This is a genomic window from Turicibacter sp. T129 (assembly GCF_025594975.1).
GTDB lineage: Bacteria > Bacillota_I > Bacilli_A > MOL361 > Turicibacteraceae > Turicibacter > Turicibacter bilis.
In genome coordinates this window covers 1-18,212 of the sequence record NZ_JAMQUU010000027.1, presented here as the reverse complement: position 1 = coordinate 18,212, position 18,212 = coordinate 1, and the positions used below count along the sequence as shown (strand labels likewise).

The following is an 18,212-nucleotide window of genomic DNA, read 5'->3' as shown; positions in this document are numbered from 1 at the left end:
AATATGGATAAAATGGAGGAATACCCAAGTCCGGCTGAAGGGATCGGTCTTGAAAACCGACAGGGCGTGAAAGCGTCGCGGGGGTTCGAATCCCTCTTCCTCCGCCATATTAAATTTAAATATAACATCGCGGGGTGGAGCAGTTGGTAGCTCGTCGGGCTCATAACCCGAAGGTCGCAGGTTCAAGTCCTGTCCCCGCAACCAAAAGGTCCAGTGGTGTAGCGGTTAACATGCCTGCCTGTCACGCAGGAGATCGCGGGTTCGATTCCCGTCTGGACCGCCATTTTAAAAAGGCTTGGTAGCTCAGTCGGTAGAGCAAAGGACTGAAAATCCTTGTGTCGGCGGTTCGATTCCGTCCCAAGCCACCATTAAGTGGAGGATTAGCTCAGCTGGGAGAGCATCTGCCTTACAAGCAGAGGGTCGGCGGTTCGAGCCCGTCATCCTCCACCATAAAAAAGTCCTGCTAGCTCAGTTGGTAGAGCATCTGACTTTTAATCAGAGGGTCAGAGGTTCGAGTCCTCTGCAGGACACCATTTTAAATGCGGGTGTGGCGGAATTGGCAGACGCGCTAGATTTAGGCTCTAGTACCTTTGGTGTGCAGGTTCAACTCCTGTCACCCGCACCATTTACTTTAATAAACTTAGGTAAGATTTTTAAAAGTTTTATCTTTTTTTATTTTTAGAGAAAAAATACCATTGCATATTAAAAAAACCAGTTATTTAATAACTGGTTTTTTTAATGGATATTTTCACAGAATGTTGCTAATCAAATTATAGATAATAGTGATATAGTTTTAGTTTAGACAAGTCTTATGCAAAAGGTCTTTATTATAAATATACGAGATTCTATTGTATAATTTTTAAAAAATAAGACTCTCTTTTATTAATCATCTTCTTGATTTTAGTCTATCCATTATTGATGATTTAATCGACCCTTGCTATTCGATTAAATCCTCTTTTTTATTGTTGAAAAGTGTGGTTGCTAATTTAAGTAATGTAAATTGTTTATATGAAAAATTTTATGAAAGTTTTGAATGAAAGATATAGATTAAACCATTTTTTGTAAATTATGTGATAGAATGATTTTATATGGCAATTTAATTTCCGACTTTGGATTATAAGTATTAATATGAATCATTTAGCTTGCGAAGTAAAGGTTTTCTACTACTAGGGAATGAAATTGAGATGTAATGCCTTTAAGGTATGGATAGAGTAGAGAGTCGAAGTCAGTGATTAATAAATCAAATTAATTATATATAGGGGGATTTAAAGATTAATAAAGAAGTGTAATGGAAATGATAATGCTGTACTTTTTTAAAGAAATAGGATCGGCATAAATAAGAGAATAAATAGTATATGGTCACATAAATGTGTTGGGAGGAAAATTTCATTTGAAATATTTCATACAATTGTATTGATTATTTATATTTTAAAAAAGAGAATTTTTTTGAGTTATTTCTGTTGACTTTATCAGGAAACAAATATATAATAACAATATCAGTAATGATTACTATAATTTAAGGGAGGAAATAATAATGTCTTTAATTAACACTCAAGTTAAAGAATTCGCTGTACAAGCGTACCACAATGGAGAATTCAAAGAAGTTACTTCTGAATCAATCAAAGGAAAATGGTCTGTATTTTTCTTCTATCCAGCAGATTTCACATTTGTTTGCCCAACTGAATTAGGTGACTTAGCAGATAACTACGCTAAATTCCAAGAAATGGGATGTGAAGTATACTCAGTATCTACAGATACTCACTTCGTACACAAAGCATGGGCTGATGCTTCTGAAACAATCGGAAAAATCAAATACCCAATGTTAGCTGACCCAACTGGTACTTTAACTCGTAACTTCGAAGTTATGATCGAAGAAGAAGGTTTAGCATTACGTGGAAGTTTTGTTGTAAATCCAGAAGGTGTTATTAAAGCATATGAAATCCATGATAATGGAATCGGACGTAATGCTGAGGAATTATTACGTAAAGTTCAAGCTGCACAATTCGTTGCTGAGCACGGAGATCAAGTGTGTCCAGCTAAATGGCAACCAGGTGCTGAAACTTTAACACCAAGCTTAGACTTAGTAGGGAAATTATAAGATATAATTTATAAATAAAAAGAGAGGATTTTCCTCTCTTTTTATTATAGGTTTTTAAATTGTGATTCGTATAGTTCAGCGTAGTATCCATTGGCTTTGATTAATTCTTTGTGAGATCCACGTTCAGAGATTCCTTGTCGTGTTAAGACTAGAATTTCATCTGCTTTTTTAACTGTGCTTAGGCGATGTGCAATAATAATGGTTGTTCGACCGACTGTCAATTCATCTAGTGCTTCTTGAATTAGCATTTCAGTGATGTTATCTAGCGCTGATGTGGCTTCATCTAAGATTAAGATAGCTGGATTTTTTAAGAAGACGCGTGCAATGGCAATACGTTGTTTTTGACCTCCGGATAGTTTAACGCCGCGTTCACCTACTGTAGTGTCGTATCCGTTTTCGAGGGACATGATGAAATCATGGATGCGTGCTTTTTTAGCGGCGGCGATCATTTGTTCCTCGGTTGCTTCTGGGTTTCCATAGAGGATGTTGTCGCGGATGTTTCCGTAAAAGATATAGACGTCTTGTTGCACGTGTCCGATGTTTTTGCGTAATGTGTGTAAGTCATAGTTTTTGATATTGGTATCATCGATGAGTATTTCACCTGATGTGACGTCGTAGAATCTTGGGATTAGTAATGAGATGGTAGATTTTCCAACGCCGGATTCTCCTACGAGGGCGATTTTTTTGCCTGGTTCGATGGTGATGTTGAAGTCGGTAAGGACGTGTTCATCGTTGGCATCGTATTTGAAGTTAACGTGATTGAAGGTGATTTTTCCTTTTGGATTTTCTAATGTAATAGCTTGCGGCTCTGTTTTAATTTTTGGTTCGAGTAGCATAATTTCATAGAAGCGTTCAAATCCTGCCCATCCAGTTTGGAATTGTTGCATGAAGTTGATGAGGCGTTGGATTGGTTTAATCAAGAAGTTAACGTATAGTAGGAATGCTGTGAAGTCTCCTAGTGTAATAGTGTCTTTAGCTACAAGGAGGCCACCAATAATTAGAAGAGCCAAGTTTAGGATATCAATTAAAAAATTATTTCCACTTTGAAAGACTGACATTTGGAAAAGGGCATTTTTCCATGAGTCAGCGTATTGTTCATTGTTTTCGGTGAATTTTTCATATTCGTAGTTTTCATTAGCGAATGATTTTGTTAGACGAATACCACCGATGCTACTTTCGATTTGAGCGGTGATTTCTCCTTGAGTTTGTCTTGTTCGACGGAATCCAACCATCATGGCGTTACGTCTCCAAAGGGAGAAGATAATAATTAAGAGAATGATTGGAAAGATTAAGAGGGTGAAGAGGACATTGATGTTAAATAGGATGATAAAGCTTCCGATGATCATGATAGCAGAGATGAATATATCTTCTGGACCGTGATGGGCGAGCTCGGTGATGTCACGTAGATCGCCAACAAGGCGTGACATGATGACACCGGTTTTGTTTTCGTCATAGTAGCTGAAGTTTAAGGTTTGGAATTTTTTGAAGAGGTCTTGTCTCATGTCGAATTCCATTCGAGCTCCCATGATGTGCCCCCAGTAGTTGACAATGTGGGAACAAATCAATCGAATGATAAATAGAATTAGTAAGAAGAGGCTGATGTTGATCATGGCACTCACATTACGGTTGGGAATGTAGTCATTCATAAATGTTCTTGTGAATGATGGATAGATTAAATCAATTCCTGCCATGATGAGTGCAGCAGCCATATCGATTAGAAATAGCCCTAAGTGTTTTCGATAATAAGATACAAATTTCTTAAACATAGTTTCACTCCTTCATTTTATTAAGTTTACCAAATATACAAATTTTTTCCAATATTTTTATATGGTTATCGTCGGATTTTCATGACAATTAATTAATAATCTTGTTATAATGTTAGATGTATGAAGATCAGCTAGATTAGTTTTGGAGGATGTAGTAGATGAAGCGTTTTGATGTATATATTATTATTGCTGTCATCGCGATAAGTGGTTTTTTACTTGCAATGTTTATGATGCAATCGAATGATAATCAAGAAGTTATTATTTCATTAAAGGGAGAAGAATATGCGCGTATTGATATAGATGGTCAAGAGCATGTCTTCGAAATTGAGACGGAATTAGGTTATAATAAAGTGATTGTCGATAAAGATGGTGTACATATTGAAGAGGCTGATTGTCCTGATCATGATTGTGTTGAAGTAGGGACAATTAGTAAGGTCGGACAAAGTATTATTTGTGCGCCTCATTATTTAGTGATTGAGATTGTTGGAAGTGCAGATGCTGATTTAGATGGAATAGCTATTTAGGTCGTTATGAATTAAAATGTATAGGGTGGTGGAGCTCGGTGTCAGAGATGATTCGATTAGAAAATGTGACGTTTGGTTATGATGAAGGTCAGACGGTTTTAAAAGATTATAGTTTAAAGATTAATCAAGGTGAATTTGTCACGATTTTAGGACATAATGGTTCTGGGAAGTCGACATTATCAAAGTTATTAGTTGGTTTAATAGAGGCTCAGGCTGGGAAGATTTTTGTAGATGGTCAGCCATTAAATGAAGAGACCGTGTTTGAGATTAGACAAAAAATTGGGATTGTTTTTCAAAATCCTGATAATCAGTTCGTTGGAAGTACTGTGCGCGACGATATTGCATTTGGCCTTGAAAATAAGTGCGTATCGTATGAAGAAATGAACCGCCTGGTTGAGGAGTATGCGACGAAGGTGGGGATGAAGCAGTTTTTAGATCGTGAGCCGCATCATTTAAGTGGTGGTGAGAAGCAACGCGTGGCCATTGCTGGGGTATTAGCTTTAGGTGCTAAAATTATTATTTTAGATGAAGCGACAGCCATGTTAGATCCACAAGGGCGTGAAAATATGATGGAGCTTGTTCATGAATTGGCGCAAGATGAGGATAAGACGATTATTATGATTACGCATCATTTAGATGAGGCAGTGAAGAGTGATCGTATTGTTGTGATGAATGCCGGTCAAATTATTTTAGAAGGAACGCCGAAAGAGGTCTTTGCAGAGAAGGAATTGTTAGAATCAGTGAAGCTAGATGTTCCGTTTGCGGTCAAAGCGTCGTATGATTTGAAGCAAAAAGGGATTTTAAGTGAGATTTGTACAAGTGATGAGGAGTTGATGGGTGAGTTATGCAAATTAAATTTGAATCAGTAAATCATGTTTATAATGCCAATACTCCGATGGAACAGCGTGCACTTTATGATATTAATTTTGAGATTAAAGAAGGACAGTTTTTGTCGGTTGTTGGACATACGGGGTCTGGAAAGTCAACGCTTATTCAGCATATGAATGGGTTATTAAAGCCAAGTAGCGGAAGTATTACGATTGGTGAGAAAGTCATTAAATCAGATGAGAAAAATAAAGGGTTAAAAGAAGTTCGTCAGCATGTCGGATTAGTTTTTCAGTTTCCGGAATATCAATTATTTGAAGAGACGGTTGAGAAGGATATTATGTTTGGGCCGATGAACTATGGTGTGTCTGAAGACGAGGCACATCAGCGAGCACGTGATGTCATTCAGATGGTCGGATTAAATGAATCTATTTTAGAGCATTCACCATTTAATTTAAGTGGTGGGCAGATGCGCCGTGTCGCAATTGCAGGTATTTTAGCGATGAATCCAGATGTGTTAGTGTTAGATGAACCAACAGCAGGTCTTGATCCTCAAGGTCAATATGAAATGATGGAAATGTTCAATACATTACATAAGCAGTATGGAAAAACGATTGTGTTAGTGACGCATGATATGAATTTAGTGGCAGAGTATGCTGAGGAAATGATTGTGATGCATCGTGGTGTCATGAAGTTAAAAGGAACACCACAACAAGTGTTCAAAGAAGTTGAAGCGCTAAAAGAGTGTGGAATTACGTTGCCGATTGCCGCACAAAATTATCATCAGTTAGCGAAAAAAGTAGGATTATCTGTGGATAAACTGCCGTTAACGACAGACGAGTTTGTTAGTCAGATTGAAGCTTTAGTAGGGAGGGGATAGTTGGTGAATGGGATTGTTATTGGTCAATACTTACCAGGTCAATCATTTTGGCATCGACTAGATCCACGTGCTAAGATTGTGGCGACGTCATTATTCGTGGTGGCAAGCTTTTTGATTGATAGTTGGTTATTTATGGGGTTGTTAATTGTGGCGGAGTTAGTCGCCATGACGTTAACGAAAATTCCATTGAATTATTTTATGAGAAGTTTAAAACCTGTGTTTTTCTTTGTAATTTTAACGTTTGTTTTGCAAATAATTTTTAATAGGCAAGGCCAGGTTATTTTTAGTTTAGGACCGATTGAAATTTATGATGAAGGCTTAAATTTAGGATTCTTTATGAGTATCCGATTAATCATTGTTGTGTTGATTTCAACACTTCTAACGTTGACGACGAAGCCGTCTGATTTAACGTTAGCACTGGAGTCATTATTTAAGCCTTTAAAGAAGGTCGGATTCCCTGTATCTGAGTTAGCCTTGATGATTTCAATTGCACTGCGATTTATTCCAACGTTATTCGAGGAGACTCAAAAGATTTTAAAGGCACAGGCGTCACGTGGTGTGGATATTAGTGAAGGAAAATTTAAAGATAAGGTGATGCAACTGATTTCTCTGCTTGTACCTTTATTCATTTTATCCTTCAAACGTGCCGATGAGTTGGCGAATGCGATGGAGGTTCGTGGTTATGTGCCGGGGCGTCTGAGAACGAGTATTAATCGTTTAAGTTGGAAAGTATCAGATACGGTGCTTGTTTTAGTTTGTGGGGCTCTATTTATTGGGGCAATTATTTTTTAAGGTGGCGAATTATGAAAAGAATTAAGTGTACGGTGGCGTATGATGGAACGTTATTTAATGGTTATCAGCGTCAGCCAGGACAGCGTACGGTTCAAGGTGAGATTGAGGCAGCATTAGAGAAGATTTGTAAGGTACCGATTACGATTCATAGTTCAGGACGTACGGATACAGGTGTTCATGCGTATGGACAGGTATTTCATTTTGATAGTGAGGTTAATATGGATGGAACGCGTTATGTTAGGGCGCTCAATTCGATGTTACCGGAGGATATTTATGTTTTAGATAGCCATGAGGTTCATCCTGAGTTTCATTCGCGCTATCATGGTAAGATTAAGGAGTATCGCTATAAGTTGTCATTAAATACGTATAATCCGATGAAGCGTCATTATGTGTATTATCATCGTCGCCCATTGGATGTGGCGAAGATGCGTGAGGCGATGACGTATTTATTAGGAACGCATGATTTTACATCGTTTTGTGGGAACTTAGATGAGATCAATAAAGAGCGTACGATTTATCAGGCGGAGTTGCTTGATGAAGAGGGTGAGTTAACATTTATTTTTGTTGGAAATGGTTTTTTACGATATATGATTCGTATTATGATTGGGACGCTCATTCAGGTCGGTGAAGGGCGTAAACAACCAGAAGATATTAAAAAAATCCTTGAAATGAAGGATCGTCGTTTAGCAGGACATACGGCTAAACCACAGGGGCTTTATTTACAGCGTGTCGATTATCCAGAGGAATTATTGAAACCTTTGGCGGATATCGAGGAGTAAAATTGATATTTGTCAGATGTTGTCTTTTAAGGTGATAGAGAGGTAAAAAATGAAAATATAATTATAAGGTCTTTGTTTGTTTATCAAAGAGTTTATGTTATAATTTATAGTAGATAGGGTGAAATAAGGGGAGCAACGAGTTATTTGTTGAATTATACAGGAGGCAAATATGGCACTAAAATTCATAAATAAATTATTCAGTCGACAAGATCAACCGACACAAAGCATGATTCAACCTAATGACGCTTTAAATCTTGAGGATCTTTCGAAATATACACAAGTAATTACGAATAAAGAAACTTCAGGGTATAAAGGATTAAAGCGTGCGTTTGATGATAAATTGCCAGTTCAGCTGACAGTGGCTGATGAAAATGGTGAGTCTTTTGTAGTTTCAGGGACAATTTCTCATTATGACGAACATTATGAACAACTTTTAGTTATCACAGATTCAACTTTAAAGCGTGTAGTTTTTAGTCAAATTGTTGACGTTAAAATTGAAGAAGAATAGTTTTTATAGAGTAAAAGAAAAGAGTCATCGGTTGATGGCTCTTTTTTTTTGTTATGTACAGAAAATAATTAGGAGGAGACATCATCGTTGAAAAAATTCTATAATGGGTATTACAGAGAAAGAGCGCTAAGCAATCTTTCTCTCATAAATAAATTTTCTAATGATTTGTCTCCTATTTTTTATTAACCAATAGATTAATAAAGATTATGAAAAGATATGCTAATCTTTAATCTCATATCCCATGATTATTCATTAAACATCTTTAATTTAAATTTTAAAAGATTAAAGAGAATCTTATGTGCTCTTTAATCGTAATCAATTTGATTTATTATTGGCAAGATACACTTATTCTATAAGGAAATAGAGAGAGGATTTCAAAGTTAATCTAATTAAAAAAGACAAGTTTGACTTGTCTTTTTAGGTGAGGTTTCTTTTGTTACCTTATTGATCGAAGGTATTTTTTAGGGCTTTTTCCGTGAAAAAGATAGGTGTCGTTAGGAAGGTGATTTGAATAAAGGAAATAATACCTCCTAACATACCAATTGTATTTTCATTTTCTCCCATGACAAAAAACATCGGTAAGATTGAGATGATGAGAAGTATCCAACCTGCTTTTACCCATAGCTTCCCTATGCTACGTGACTCAATCTATGATTGAGATCGTAGCTTTTCTCCACACATAGGCCCCCCCCGCTACGCAGATAAATGTTTCTTTAATAGGTAGGGGAATTTTAAAGTTTGAGTATGATGAACGAATGGGGTAATGATATAGTTTTTAGGGTTTATCTTTCTTAATAGAGTTCACGTTTTAAATGATTGATGTTTTCGTACATGATGCTAAAGTAGTCATCACCGTTTTGGATTTGTTCTTCGGTGAGGGTGGCGAGGGTATAGAGGGGGATGCTTTCTAGGTTAAGACTGTTTTGGATTTGTTCGATGATGCTTGAGTCGATGTTAGGTGCTTGAAAAAGGTAGTATAGGTTTAATGTTAGCGAGGTATTGATGAGCTGCTGAAGGTCTTGTTGTGGAAGTTCGTTTTCATAATAGTCTAGGATGGGGATTTGAATGAGTCCATAACTTTGCCATGTGGAGAACGCGTCATGTGTCGTGATGAAATATTTGTTTGGAGCATCACTTAAGCTTTCGAAGGCTTGATTGAGTGTGAGGAGTTTTTCCTTTAATTGATTGTAATTTGCTTGGAAGATGGCTTCGTATTCTGGTCGAAATGCGGTGAGTTCATTTTTGATGACTTCACACATGATGATAGCATACGATGGATGTAACCAGAGATGGTTATATGCTTTAGACAAGGTTTGTTCTGAGCGACCATCTTTATGTTTTGGGAAGGTTGGGGATTGTCCAGATGATTCTTCGACAGTGAGTGTTCCACTAATGAGGGTTTGTCCTTGTCCAATTTCGGGGGCTGTTTGTTTTTTTACTTCGGCTAACATATTAATTGAAGGAATATGTTGCTCGTCAATAATAGAGGTAAGGTCGAGGGTATAAGGTTCGAGGGTTGGATCGATGTAAAGGACTAAGTCTGATTTTTGAGCATTGTTTAAAGCGTTTACCGTGAGTTTATAGTTGTGGATATCGGCTTCGTCTTGTACTAGTTGGGTCGTGTTGACGTATTGACCTCCAATTTGCTGGGTAAAATAGGTTAATGGGTAAATGGTTGTGGCTACTTTGAGGATAGACGTCGTTTTGTTTTCGTTAGTTGTGTGAGTACATCCTAAGGTGATGATGCAAAGTAGGAAAATAAGATATTTTTTCATCATGTTGTTAAAACTCCTTATCGTAGGATGGTTATATTTTTTCCCATGCAATGCTTTTTAATCCATAATGAGGTGGAGATAAATTTCTTTAAAATAGGGGGTATTTGTGAGATAATGTTGTTTGATATTTGATTTTTTGATAAAGGAGTTTAGACGATGAGTGGATTATTTATTACACTAGAAGGCGGAGAAGGTGCCGGAAAGACGACGATTGCGAATGCGGTAATTGATAAGTTATCAACACTTGGAATCGAGACGTTATATACGCGTGAACCGGGTGGGATTAAGATTGCTGAGAAAATTCGTGAGGTCATTTTAGATCGTGATCATACGGAGATGGATTGTCGTACGGAAGCTTTACTTTACGCTGCTGCCCGTCGTCAACATTTAGTTGAGAAGGTGAAACCGGCTATGGATGAAGGTCGTATTGTGTTATGCGATCGCTTTGTGGATAGTTCGATTGTGTATCAAGGTTATGCTCGTGGCATTGGAATGGATGAAGTTCGTGAGATTAATCAGTTCGCGATTGAAGGGTTTATGCCGGATTTAACAATCTTTTTTGATATTAAGCCTGAAATTGGGTTAGCTCGTATTGCAGCGAATGACTCTCGCGAGGTAAATCGTTTAGATTTAGAGGGATTAGCCTTCCATGAGTTAGTTTATGAAGGATATAAAAAGCAAGCAAAAATGAATCCAGAGCGTATTGTTTCTGTAGATGCGACAAAGTCTGTTGAGGCATTGACAGATGAGGTTTGTGCATTAATTTTAAGTAAGTTAAATAAATAAAGAAGATGGATTTGAAAGGAGGTGACGCGTGTGCGTGGATGGGAAAAAGTTTCAGATCGCCAGTCTGAGGTGGTTCGATTTTTAGTGAATAGTTATCATAAGAATCGCTTGGTTCATGCGTATATTTTAGAGGGCGCTAAGGGTGTCGGAAAGTTGTTTGTTGCGAAGAATTTTGCTAAAATGTTATTGTGTGAATCAGAGGATAAGATTTGTGGAACGTGTCGAAGTTGTCAGATGATTGAGAATGAGGGACACGTGAATGTTTATGTGATTCGCCCAGAAGGAAATAGTATTAAAAAGGAGCAGATTCAGACGTTGCAATCGGAGTTTTCAAAGATGGCGGCGGAGAATTCGGCGAAGGTTTATATTATTGAAGATGCTGATAAGATGTCGGTGAGTGCAGCGAATAGTTTGTTAAAGTTTTTAGAGGAGCCAATGAAGAATACCTATGCGCTTTTATTAACGGAGAATAAACAGATGTTGTTACCGACGATTCGTTCACGCGCGGTTGTCCTTTCTTTTAAATCGTTACCCCATGAGGAGTTAATTAAGCAGTACTGTGAAGCGGGAGTGAATCAGTATGCGGCGATTGTGGCGTCGTTAACGCAAAATTTAGATGAAGGGATTAAGTTAGCGGAATCGGACCGTTTGGCATCGTTAATTGATTTTGTTTTGAAAACTGAGGATTGTTTTGTAAAGACGAAGTTAGATCCGTCTATTTTGTTCATGCAACATCAGGATCTTTTTAAGGAAAAGGATTCTCAGTTATTATATTTAAAGCTTTTTATGATTTATTATGAGGATGTACTAAGGATGAAGTTAGGTAAGACTGAGCAGCTTGCTTTTAGGTTGTATCCTTCTTCACTTTCCACAAGTGAGCAAGCAAATACGACGACGTCGTGTTTGAATAAGTTGCGTGCGCTTTTGGAGGCGGAGAAGCGTTTGATGGCGAATGCGAATGTGATGCTTTGTTTTGATCAGTTATTCTTAGAGATGAGAGGAGGATTTTAGTCATGCAATATGAAGTAGTAGGGGTTCAGTTTAAGCAGGTTGGGAAGAAGTATTTCTTTGATCCAAATGGGTTTGAGCTTAAAAAAGGCGATTATGTTTTAGTTGAAACGGTTCGCGGGATGGAGTTTGGTACGGTTGTAATTGCTCCGAAGTTGGTTGGTGAGGAAGATGTGTTTTTACCGCTAAAACCTGTGATGCGAATTGCGACGGAAGAGGATATTGAGAAGCATCGTCAAAATAAGGCGGATGAAGCTTATGCAATTGAGGCTTGTGAGCAGTTAATCGTTAAAAATAAGTTAGATATGCAGCTTTTAGGTTGTGAATATACGTTTGATCGTACGAAGTTAATTTTCTATTTTACGGCTGAAGGTCGCGTCGATTTTAGACAGTTAGTTAAGGATTTAGCGTATACGTTCCGTTTACGTATCGAACTTCGTCAAATTGGGGTTCGTGATGCGGCAAAAATGATTGGTGGATTAGGTCCATGTGGACGTGTGTTATGTTGTACATCGTTTTTAGGCGAGTTTGCAACGGTAACGATTAAGATGGCGAAAAATCAACAATTATCATTAAATCCATCAAAGATTTCGGGGGTTTGTGGAAAACTTTTATGTTGTTTAAAATACGAGAATGAGACGTATGTGGAATTAATGAAACGATTACCTGACGTTGGAAATCGCGTGTTAACAGAGTTAGGGGAAGGACGTGTTCGTTCAATTAATATGATTTCTGAAACATTAATGGTCGAGTACAAAGATACAATCCGTAAACATGACGCCTCAGAAATCCTTAAAATCTTAGACCGTAAAGTCAAAAAAGAAGAAATCCAAATCGACCCAGAACTAAAACAATTGATTGATTAAAAAGTTGAGAGTCGTGTTTAGTCTGCTCGTAAAAGTCGTCTAAACTGACATTGACTCTTTAAGAGTCGATAGGCAGTTTAAGACTTTATAGAGATACTGCGACTCAAATCTGGATTAGGTAGTGCTATCTGTTTTGTAATCTATATTTGCAAGGAATAATTTTTTATTGTAGCATTTGAGTTTTGCCAGGGACAGCTCATTATTGTGAATACTAGTTATTTGTGGTTCATTAGGACTGATGCCACTTAGATTGTGGATAAAGTGTTTATTAAATGATATTAGTTCAAATTTTTTAATATTTAAAAGTCCTTCAACTATATGAAGGACTTTGTCTTAGAAGTAGAATTTTACCGTAGTTTATATTTTTTCATTGGATGGTGCTTGATGTGTTAGATAAGGAAAAGTTTTTGAAAGAGAATGAGGTTTTGAATGATTTATTAGGTTATGATGGTTTAAAGATTATTCAAAATCCTGAGATGTTTAATTTCTCGTTAGATTCGACGTTGCTTGGTGATTATGCGACGTTAAATAAGAATGCGAAGTCGATTGTGGATTTATGTACAGGGAATGCACCGGTTCCTTTATTTTTATCACTTCGTAGTAAAAATGCTCATATTACAGGGGTTGAAATTCAAGAGATGTCTTATGATTTAGCAACACGTAATGTGGCAGTCAATGGTCTGGAAGATCGTATTAAGATTGTTCAGGGTGACTTAAAAGGGATTCATGAGAAGCTTGGAAAGTATGCACATGATGTGGTGACATGTAATCCGCCGTATTTCAAAGTGAATCCAGATAGTAATTTAAATAAAAATGATTATTTAACGATTGCACGTCATGAAGTATTAGCAACACTTGATGATGTCGTGAAGGAAGCGTCATTATTATTAAAGCAAGGTGGACGCTTTGCAATGGTTCACCGTCCAGATCGTTTAATTGATATTATTGAAACCTTTAGAAAATATAAGATTGAACCTAAGCGTATGCGTTTAGTTTATCCGCGTATTAATCGTGAAGCCAATGTGCTTTTAATTGAAGGAATTAAAGGTGGTAATCCAGGAAACCTTCGTATTGAAAATCCACTATTTGTTTATGAAAATGAAAAAAGTTTAAATTATAGTCAGGAAATTTTAGATTTATTCATGCTTGGTAAGAAAGAATAGTCGTCTCGATTAGAGGCGACTTTTTTTACGATTAAATGAATCTTGTTATAAAGAGTTTGCTTCATGGATAGAATAGTTTTAGGTGATAAGATGAAAAGATCGATTGTATTAATAGTACTGGCTATTTTGACGGTGATTGTTTATTTTTCAAGTTTTTATTATTCGTCAGTAATTGATAGTGTAGCAGTTGCGACAGGGAGTTTAATTTATATTGGACTTTCGGTGGCATCCATTTTAGTGTGGCTCCTTATTTTTATTTACTCGGATTCGAAGAATAAATTACCGTGGTTATTTGTCATTGCATTATTTCCGGTGATTGGATTGATTTTGTATATTATGCTTGGAAATGGATTCCGAGAAACGTTCCGTTATCGTCGCCGAATGAAACAGCTTGGATCAGACTATGTGGTACCGGCGAGACATCATGATCATTCGGATGTTGAAACGGAATTGAGCTACGAGGCGTTAAGATTAGTGAAACTAAATAAAATGACGAGTCAAAATGATGTCACCTTTAAGACACAGACGCGTATTTTAACCAATGGTGAGCAAAAGTTTCCGGTTTTATTAGAGGCGATTAAAAATGCAAAAGAGTTTATTTTTTTAGAATATTATATTTTCCACAGTGATGAGATGGGGATGCGTGTCATTGAGGCACTCATTGAGCGTGCGAAGGCAGGCGTTGAGATTCGTGTCTTAATTGATTCGATGGGATCTTCAAAACGAATGTCAAAGGATGCGATTCAGATGATGAAGAGTGCTGGAATTATGTTTGCGGAATTTGATAAGGTATGGATTCCATTTTTATCGAATAAAATGAATCATCGAAATCATCGTAAAATTTTAGTGGTGGATGGAAAGTTGGCGATAACAGGTGGTATTAATATTGGGGATGAATATATTCATCGTTCCGTAAAATTTGGCTTTTGGCGAGATACATCTATTCTCATTGAGGGCGAGGCCGTACATGATTTAGCCGTGATTTTCTCAGGCGACTGGTTTTTTGCAACGGGAGAGAGACTGGAGGATGATCATTACTATATGTCTTATCCGAGTGAAGAAGATGGTGGGGTGCAAGTCGTTGATGCTGGACCACAATCAAGTATTGCTCCGATTAAGCAATCGATTTTTCGAATGATTATGGATGCGAATCATAGTATTTACATTATAACTCCATATTTAATCCCTGATTTTGATGTTATAATGGCTTTAAAAAATGCGGCGTTATCTGGAATTGATGTTCGAATTATTGTTCCAGGTCGACCAGATAAGAAGTTTGTTTATTACGCGACGCAGTCTTATTTTGAACAGTTGCTAGCTGTTGGAGTTCGGATTTTTACATATGATGGGGTGTTCTGTCATGCCAAAGTTATTGTAGTCGATGAGAAAATTGCAACGGTTGGAACGACGAATATGGATATTCGAAGTTTTTATTTAAACTTTGAAGTAAATGTGATGCTGTATCAAACCCAATCGATTGAAGCTTTACTAAATGATTTTAATATTGATTTTTCACGTTCGACTGAGATTATTTATACTGAGTGGCAAAAACGCCCGATTAGGATCCGAACCGCTCAGTCATTAGCCCAATTATTTTCAGCAGTCATGTAGAAAGGATGGTGAGATAATGATTGCAAATACGCATCGGATGGTAGGTGAGTTTTTATATCAACAGTTATCACCATCAAATCAAGCCTTTATCCACAAACGACGTTTTGTGTATGGAAATATCAAGCCGGATATTCATCAGAAGTATTTACGGATGAGCCATTATCATCGAGATAATGAAGAAATCATTTTTGATATGCTTCATCGTTTGTTAAATAGTAAAGCGAGTATTCCAGAGTTTTCTGAAAACTTAGGGATTTTAATTCACTTTTTCTGTGATTATGCGTGTATTTATCATGCGAATGATTATTTATATGACAATCATTCGATTGCCAAGCATTTGAAGTACGAAGTGATGTTACATCGTTATGCTGCGAAGAAATTTGCGACACTTGAAACGGTGAAAATTATTCCGTTTCGAAGTGTGAATGAAATTCGAGAGTATGTCTATAAGTTAACGCATCGTCTTAATCAGGTGCCTATAACTAGAAGTGTGGCACAAGATTTTGAGGACATGGTGGTGCTTTCGGTATCAGTGATGCAATATGTCATCAATCGGTATGAATTTCATAAATTACTGATAAGTCATAACAAAAAAGAAGCCTAAAATCTGTTATAATAGAGGGTATCATTGATAGATGGAGTGACCAAAATGCAGATTCAAAAAAGTTTTAAGCAAGAATTAGCGTGTTTATATTTAGTGGCAACGCCGATTGGAAATTTAGGTGATATGACGCCACGTTGTATAGAAGTTTTAAAGTCAGTCGATTTAATTGCGGCAGAAGATACACGACATACGAAAAAGTTATGTCACGTGTTTGAAATCGAGACACCGTTAACGAGTTATCATGAGCATAACAAGGATTCAAAAGGTGATTACATTATCGAGTTATTAAGCGAAGGGAAAAATATCGCATTAGTAAGTGATGCGGGATTACCTTGTATTTCTGATCCAGGTTATGAAGTGGTCGCTGCGGCTATTGAAGCGGGATATGCTGTGATTCCAGTACCAGGTGCCAATGCAGCGCTATCCGCGTTAATTGCTTCAGGTTTAGTGCCACAACCATTTTTATTCTACGGATTCTTAAACCGTGTGAAATCGAAGAAGAAAAAAGAGTTAGAAGATTTAAAATATCAACCGTTCACAACGATTTATTATGAGTCTCCACACCGTATTAAAGAGACGTTACAAGCGATGCTTGAGGTGTTAGGAAATCGTCGTATTGTTATTGCGCGCGAGTTAACGAAGCAGTATGAAGAGTTTGTACGCGGAAGTATTGAAGAAGTGTTAGAGATTGTAGATGAGTTACGCGGTGAGATGGTTGTCATTGTTGAAGGCTCAACTGAGAAAAAAGAGGAGACTCTTTGGTGGCAAGAGCTTGATGTGGTGGATCATGTTGAGCATTATGTCGGGGAAGGATATAGCACGAATGAAAGTATTAAACGTGTCGCTAAAGAACGTAAGATGGCGAAAAACGAAGTTTATCGTGCATATCATATAAACTAACAAATGGGTAGAGGTGAAGAGTATGCAAGAGTATTATCGTGATACATGGGCAGAGATTGACTTAGATGCGATTACTCATAATGTAAAGCAAATTAAAGACTTACACCCAACGAAGGAAATCTTCGCTGTTGTGAAAGCCAATGGATATGGGCATGGGGATGCCGAAGTTTCAAAAGTTGCGATTGAAGCGGGTGTGAGTTGTTTAGCAGTGAGTGGACTTGATGAAGCTTTACGTCTTCGTCAATCAGGAATTGAAGTTCCAATTTTAGTACTAGGAATGACACGATTAAAAGATGTTGCATTGGCTGCAGAAAATAATATTTCACTAACTGCTCACGATGAAGTGTGGATTAATCATCTTGTTTCATTACCTCTAGAAAAGAAAATTAAAGTACACTTAAAGATTGATAGTGGGATGCACCGTTTAGGGTTGATGGATGCGAATCAGATTCAAACTAATTTTAATTTATTAAAGACTGCTCCGATGGTGGAAGTTGAAGGTATTTTTACTCATATGGCAACAGCTGATTGTGATAAGGAGTATTTAGATTATCAAATACAAAATTTTAAAAATTTAATTTCAAACTTAGACTTGAGTGGCGTGAAGTATGTTCATTTAGAAAATACAGCGACATTACTCCAAAAGGAATTTGATTTTGATCATGCGATTCGTTTAGGAATTGGATTATATGGTGTTAATCCAGATGCCAATTTTATTCCAATTGATTTTGATTTAAAACCTGCTCTTAAATTACTATCAAATTTAGTACAGGTTAAACAAATTAAAAAAGGCGATAAAGTTGGTTATGGATCTACTTACGAAGCAAAAAATGATGAGTGGATTGGTGTCGTTCCTATTGGTTATGCTGATGGTTGGATTCGTTTACATCAAGGTCGATGTGTCATTGTTGAAGGGCATGAATGTGAAATTGTAGGACGTGTTTGTATGGATCAGATGATGATTCGATTACCAAAACAATTTCCAATGGGAACAACAGTCACATTAATTGGAGATGGCATGCCTGTTGAACGTGTAGCAAAAGAAATTGGAACCATTAGTTATGAAATCCTATGTCTAATTAGTGATCGCGTTCCACGCGTCTACACACAAAACGGAAAAACAATTGCCGTCAAAAAAATGAGATTTTCTTAAATAGAGAAACTGATGATTGTTAATAGATAAAAAGCTTTGGATATACGAAAATATATCCAAAGCTTTTTATTATTTTTATAGCATTTTTATTTCACGTGCATAATTCGACAAATAACGACCAATTCAATAAAAAGCGAAGTGGATATAAATGTCAATAAAAAAGTGGTTCTTCCG

Annotated in this window: 17 protein-coding genes and 7 tRNA genes; 22 read left to right on the top strand and 2 right to left on the bottom strand. The window is 36.9% G+C overall.

Features of this window, described 5'->3' with window-relative positions:
• Positions 1–14: 14 nt before the first annotated feature.
• From NEH75_RS05675 to ahpC, 8 genes are all read left to right on the top strand, one after another.
• Positions 15–107, top strand: a tRNA-Ser gene (locus NEH75_RS05675).
• A gap of 21 nt (positions 108–128) precedes the next feature.
• A tRNA-Met gene (locus NEH75_RS05670) sits at positions 129–204 on the top strand.
• A 3-nt stretch (positions 205–207) separates the two neighbouring features.
• A tRNA-Asp gene (locus NEH75_RS05665) sits at positions 208–283 on the top strand.
• Positions 284–292: 9 nt separating this feature from the next.
• Positions 293–368 (top strand) — tRNA-Phe (locus NEH75_RS05660).
• Between the two features lie 6 nt (positions 369–374).
• A tRNA-Val gene (locus NEH75_RS05655) sits at positions 375–450 on the top strand.
• A gap of 7 nt (positions 451–457) precedes the next feature.
• A tRNA-Lys gene (locus NEH75_RS05650) sits at positions 458–533 on the top strand.
• Between the two features lie 8 nt (positions 534–541).
• Positions 542–625, top strand: a tRNA-Leu gene (locus NEH75_RS05645).
• Between the two features lie 909 nt (positions 626–1,534).
• Positions 1,535–2,098: an alkyl hydroperoxide reductase subunit C gene (ahpC, locus tag NEH75_RS05640; protein ID WP_055275244.1), complete on the top strand. Its 564-nt coding sequence runs from the start codon at positions 1,535–1,537 to the stop codon at positions 2,096–2,098.
• 44 nt (positions 2,099–2,142) lie between these two features.
• Here ahpC and NEH75_RS05635 read toward each other — a convergent pair whose 3' ends face one another.
• The gene (locus tag NEH75_RS05635; RefSeq protein ID WP_055243384.1) at positions 2,143–3,864 is read right to left on the bottom strand and encodes an ABC transporter ATP-binding protein; all 1,722 of its coding nucleotides are present in this window, start codon (positions 3,862–3,864) and stop codon (positions 2,143–2,145) included.
• Positions 3,865–4,022: 158 nt separating this feature from the next.
• On the opposite strand from NEH75_RS05635, the gene NEH75_RS05630 reads away from it, so the two are divergent.
• The 6 genes from NEH75_RS05630 to NEH75_RS05605 all read left to right on the top strand — a co-directional run bounded on the left by NEH75_RS05630 (position 4,023) and on the right by NEH75_RS05605 (position 8,172).
• On the top strand, positions 4,023–4,388 hold the full coding sequence (locus tag NEH75_RS05630) for a NusG domain II-containing protein (RefSeq protein WP_055306035.1): 366 nt from the start codon (positions 4,023–4,025) through the stop codon (positions 4,386–4,388).
• A 47-nt stretch (positions 4,389–4,435) separates the two neighbouring features.
• Positions 4,436–5,257, top strand: coding sequence for an energy-coupling factor transporter ATPase (locus tag NEH75_RS05625; RefSeq protein WP_082427855.1), 822 nt, complete (start codon positions 4,436–4,438; stop codon positions 5,255–5,257).
• A complete protein-coding gene (locus NEH75_RS05620; RefSeq protein ID WP_055306037.1) occupies positions 5,233–6,093 on the top strand; it encodes an energy-coupling factor ABC transporter ATP-binding protein in 861 nt (286 codons plus the stop codon). The genes NEH75_RS05625 and NEH75_RS05620 overlap by 25 nt, the downstream gene beginning before the upstream one ends.
• 3 nt (positions 6,094–6,096) lie before the next feature.
• Positions 6,097–6,885: an energy-coupling factor transporter transmembrane component T family protein gene (locus NEH75_RS05615; protein ID WP_055306039.1), complete on the top strand. Its 789-nt coding sequence runs from the start codon at positions 6,097–6,099 to the stop codon at positions 6,883–6,885.
• 11 nt (positions 6,886–6,896) lie between these two features.
• Entirely contained in the window at positions 6,897–7,664 is a 768-nt protein-coding gene (gene truA, locus NEH75_RS05610; protein WP_055306038.1) for a tRNA pseudouridine(38-40) synthase TruA, read from the top strand.
• 169 nt (positions 7,665–7,833) lie between these two features.
• On the top strand, positions 7,834–8,172 hold the full coding sequence (locus NEH75_RS05605) for a hypothetical protein (RefSeq protein WP_055243379.1): 339 nt from the start codon (positions 7,834–7,836) through the stop codon (positions 8,170–8,172).
• A gap of 791 nt (positions 8,173–8,963) precedes the next feature.
• On the opposite strand, the gene NEH75_RS05600 is transcribed toward NEH75_RS05605, so the two are convergent.
• Entirely contained in the window at positions 8,964–9,950 is a 987-nt protein-coding gene (locus NEH75_RS05600) for a metal ABC transporter solute-binding protein, Zn/Mn family (protein WP_055306017.1), read from the bottom strand.
• 153 nt (positions 9,951–10,103) lie between these two features.
• Between NEH75_RS05600 and tmk the strand changes: the two genes are divergently transcribed.
• The 8 genes from tmk to alr all read left to right on the top strand — a co-directional run bounded on the left by tmk (position 10,104) and on the right by alr (position 18,038).
• Positions 10,104–10,733, top strand: coding sequence for a dTMP kinase (tmk, locus tag NEH75_RS05595; RefSeq protein ID WP_055275228.1), 630 nt, complete (start codon positions 10,104–10,106; stop codon positions 10,731–10,733).
• Between the two features lie 30 nt (positions 10,734–10,763).
• Positions 10,764–11,744: a DNA polymerase III subunit delta' gene (gene holB / locus NEH75_RS05590; RefSeq protein ID WP_055306016.1), complete on the top strand. Its 981-nt coding sequence runs from the start codon at positions 10,764–10,766 to the stop codon at positions 11,742–11,744.
• Positions 11,745–11,746: 2 nt separating this feature from the next.
• Entirely contained in the window at positions 11,747–12,607 is an 861-nt protein-coding gene (locus NEH75_RS05585; protein WP_055306015.1) for a stage 0 sporulation family protein, read from the top strand.
• A gap of 386 nt (positions 12,608–12,993) precedes the next feature.
• Positions 12,994–13,770 (top strand): tRNA1(Val) (adenine(37)-N6)-methyltransferase, encoded by a 777-nt coding sequence (locus NEH75_RS05580; RefSeq protein ID WP_237297209.1) that lies wholly within the window; start codon positions 12,994–12,996, stop codon positions 13,768–13,770.
• 63 nt (positions 13,771–13,833) lie between these two features.
• Entirely contained in the window at positions 13,834–15,381 is a 1,548-nt protein-coding gene (cls, locus tag NEH75_RS05575) for a cardiolipin synthase (protein WP_237257973.1), read from the top strand.
• Positions 15,382–15,397: 16 nt separating this feature from the next.
• Positions 15,398–15,985, top strand: coding sequence for a zinc dependent phospholipase C family protein (locus tag NEH75_RS05570; RefSeq protein WP_262941101.1), 588 nt, complete (start codon positions 15,398–15,400; stop codon positions 15,983–15,985).
• 45 nt (positions 15,986–16,030) lie between these two features.
• Positions 16,031–16,885, top strand: coding sequence for a 16S rRNA (cytidine(1402)-2'-O)-methyltransferase (rsmI, locus tag NEH75_RS05565; protein ID WP_055243523.1), 855 nt, complete (start codon positions 16,031–16,033; stop codon positions 16,883–16,885).
• A gap of 22 nt (positions 16,886–16,907) precedes the next feature.
• Positions 16,908–18,038 carry an alanine racemase gene (gene alr, locus NEH75_RS05560; RefSeq protein ID WP_055306012.1) on the top strand — a complete coding sequence of 377 codons (1,131 nt, stop codon included), beginning with the start codon at positions 16,908–16,910 and terminating at the stop codon, positions 18,036–18,038.
• Positions 18,039–18,212 lie beyond the last annotated feature (174 nt).

Coding starts and splice junctions, on each gene's coding strand:
- ahpC (WP_055275244.1), top strand. CDS start 1,535: ATGTCTTTAATTAACACTCAAGTTAAAGAATTCGCTGTACAAGCGTAC.
- NEH75_RS05635 (WP_055243384.1), bottom strand. CDS start 3,864: ATGTTTAAGAAATTTGTATCTTATTATCGAAAACACTTAGGGCTATTT.
- NEH75_RS05630 (WP_055306035.1), top strand. CDS start 4,023: ATGAAGCGTTTTGATGTATATATTATTATTGCTGTCATCGCGATAAGT.
- NEH75_RS05625 (WP_082427855.1), top strand. CDS start 4,436: ATGATTCGATTAGAAAATGTGACGTTTGGTTATGATGAAGGTCAGACG.
- NEH75_RS05620 (WP_055306037.1), top strand. CDS start 5,233: ATGCAAATTAAATTTGAATCAGTAAATCATGTTTATAATGCCAATACT.
- truA (WP_055306038.1), top strand. CDS start 6,897: ATGAAAAGAATTAAGTGTACGGTGGCGTATGATGGAACGTTATTTAAT.
- NEH75_RS05605 (WP_055243379.1), top strand. CDS start 7,834: ATGGCACTAAAATTCATAAATAAATTATTCAGTCGACAAGATCAACCG.
- NEH75_RS05600 (WP_055306017.1), bottom strand. CDS start 9,950: ATGATGAAAAAATATCTTATTTTCCTACTTTGCATCATCACCTTAGGA.
- tmk (WP_055275228.1), top strand. CDS start 10,104: ATGAGTGGATTATTTATTACACTAGAAGGCGGAGAAGGTGCCGGAAAG.
- NEH75_RS05585 (WP_055306015.1), top strand. CDS start 11,747: ATGCAATATGAAGTAGTAGGGGTTCAGTTTAAGCAGGTTGGGAAGAAG.
- cls (WP_237257973.1), top strand. CDS start 13,834: ATGGATAGAATAGTTTTAGGTGATAAGATGAAAAGATCGATTGTATTA.
- NEH75_RS05570 (WP_262941101.1), top strand. CDS start 15,398: ATGATTGCAAATACGCATCGGATGGTAGGTGAGTTTTTATATCAACAG.
- rsmI (WP_055243523.1), top strand. CDS start 16,031: ATGCAGATTCAAAAAAGTTTTAAGCAAGAATTAGCGTGTTTATATTTA.
- alr (WP_055306012.1), top strand. CDS start 16,908: ATGCAAGAGTATTATCGTGATACATGGGCAGAGATTGACTTAGATGCG.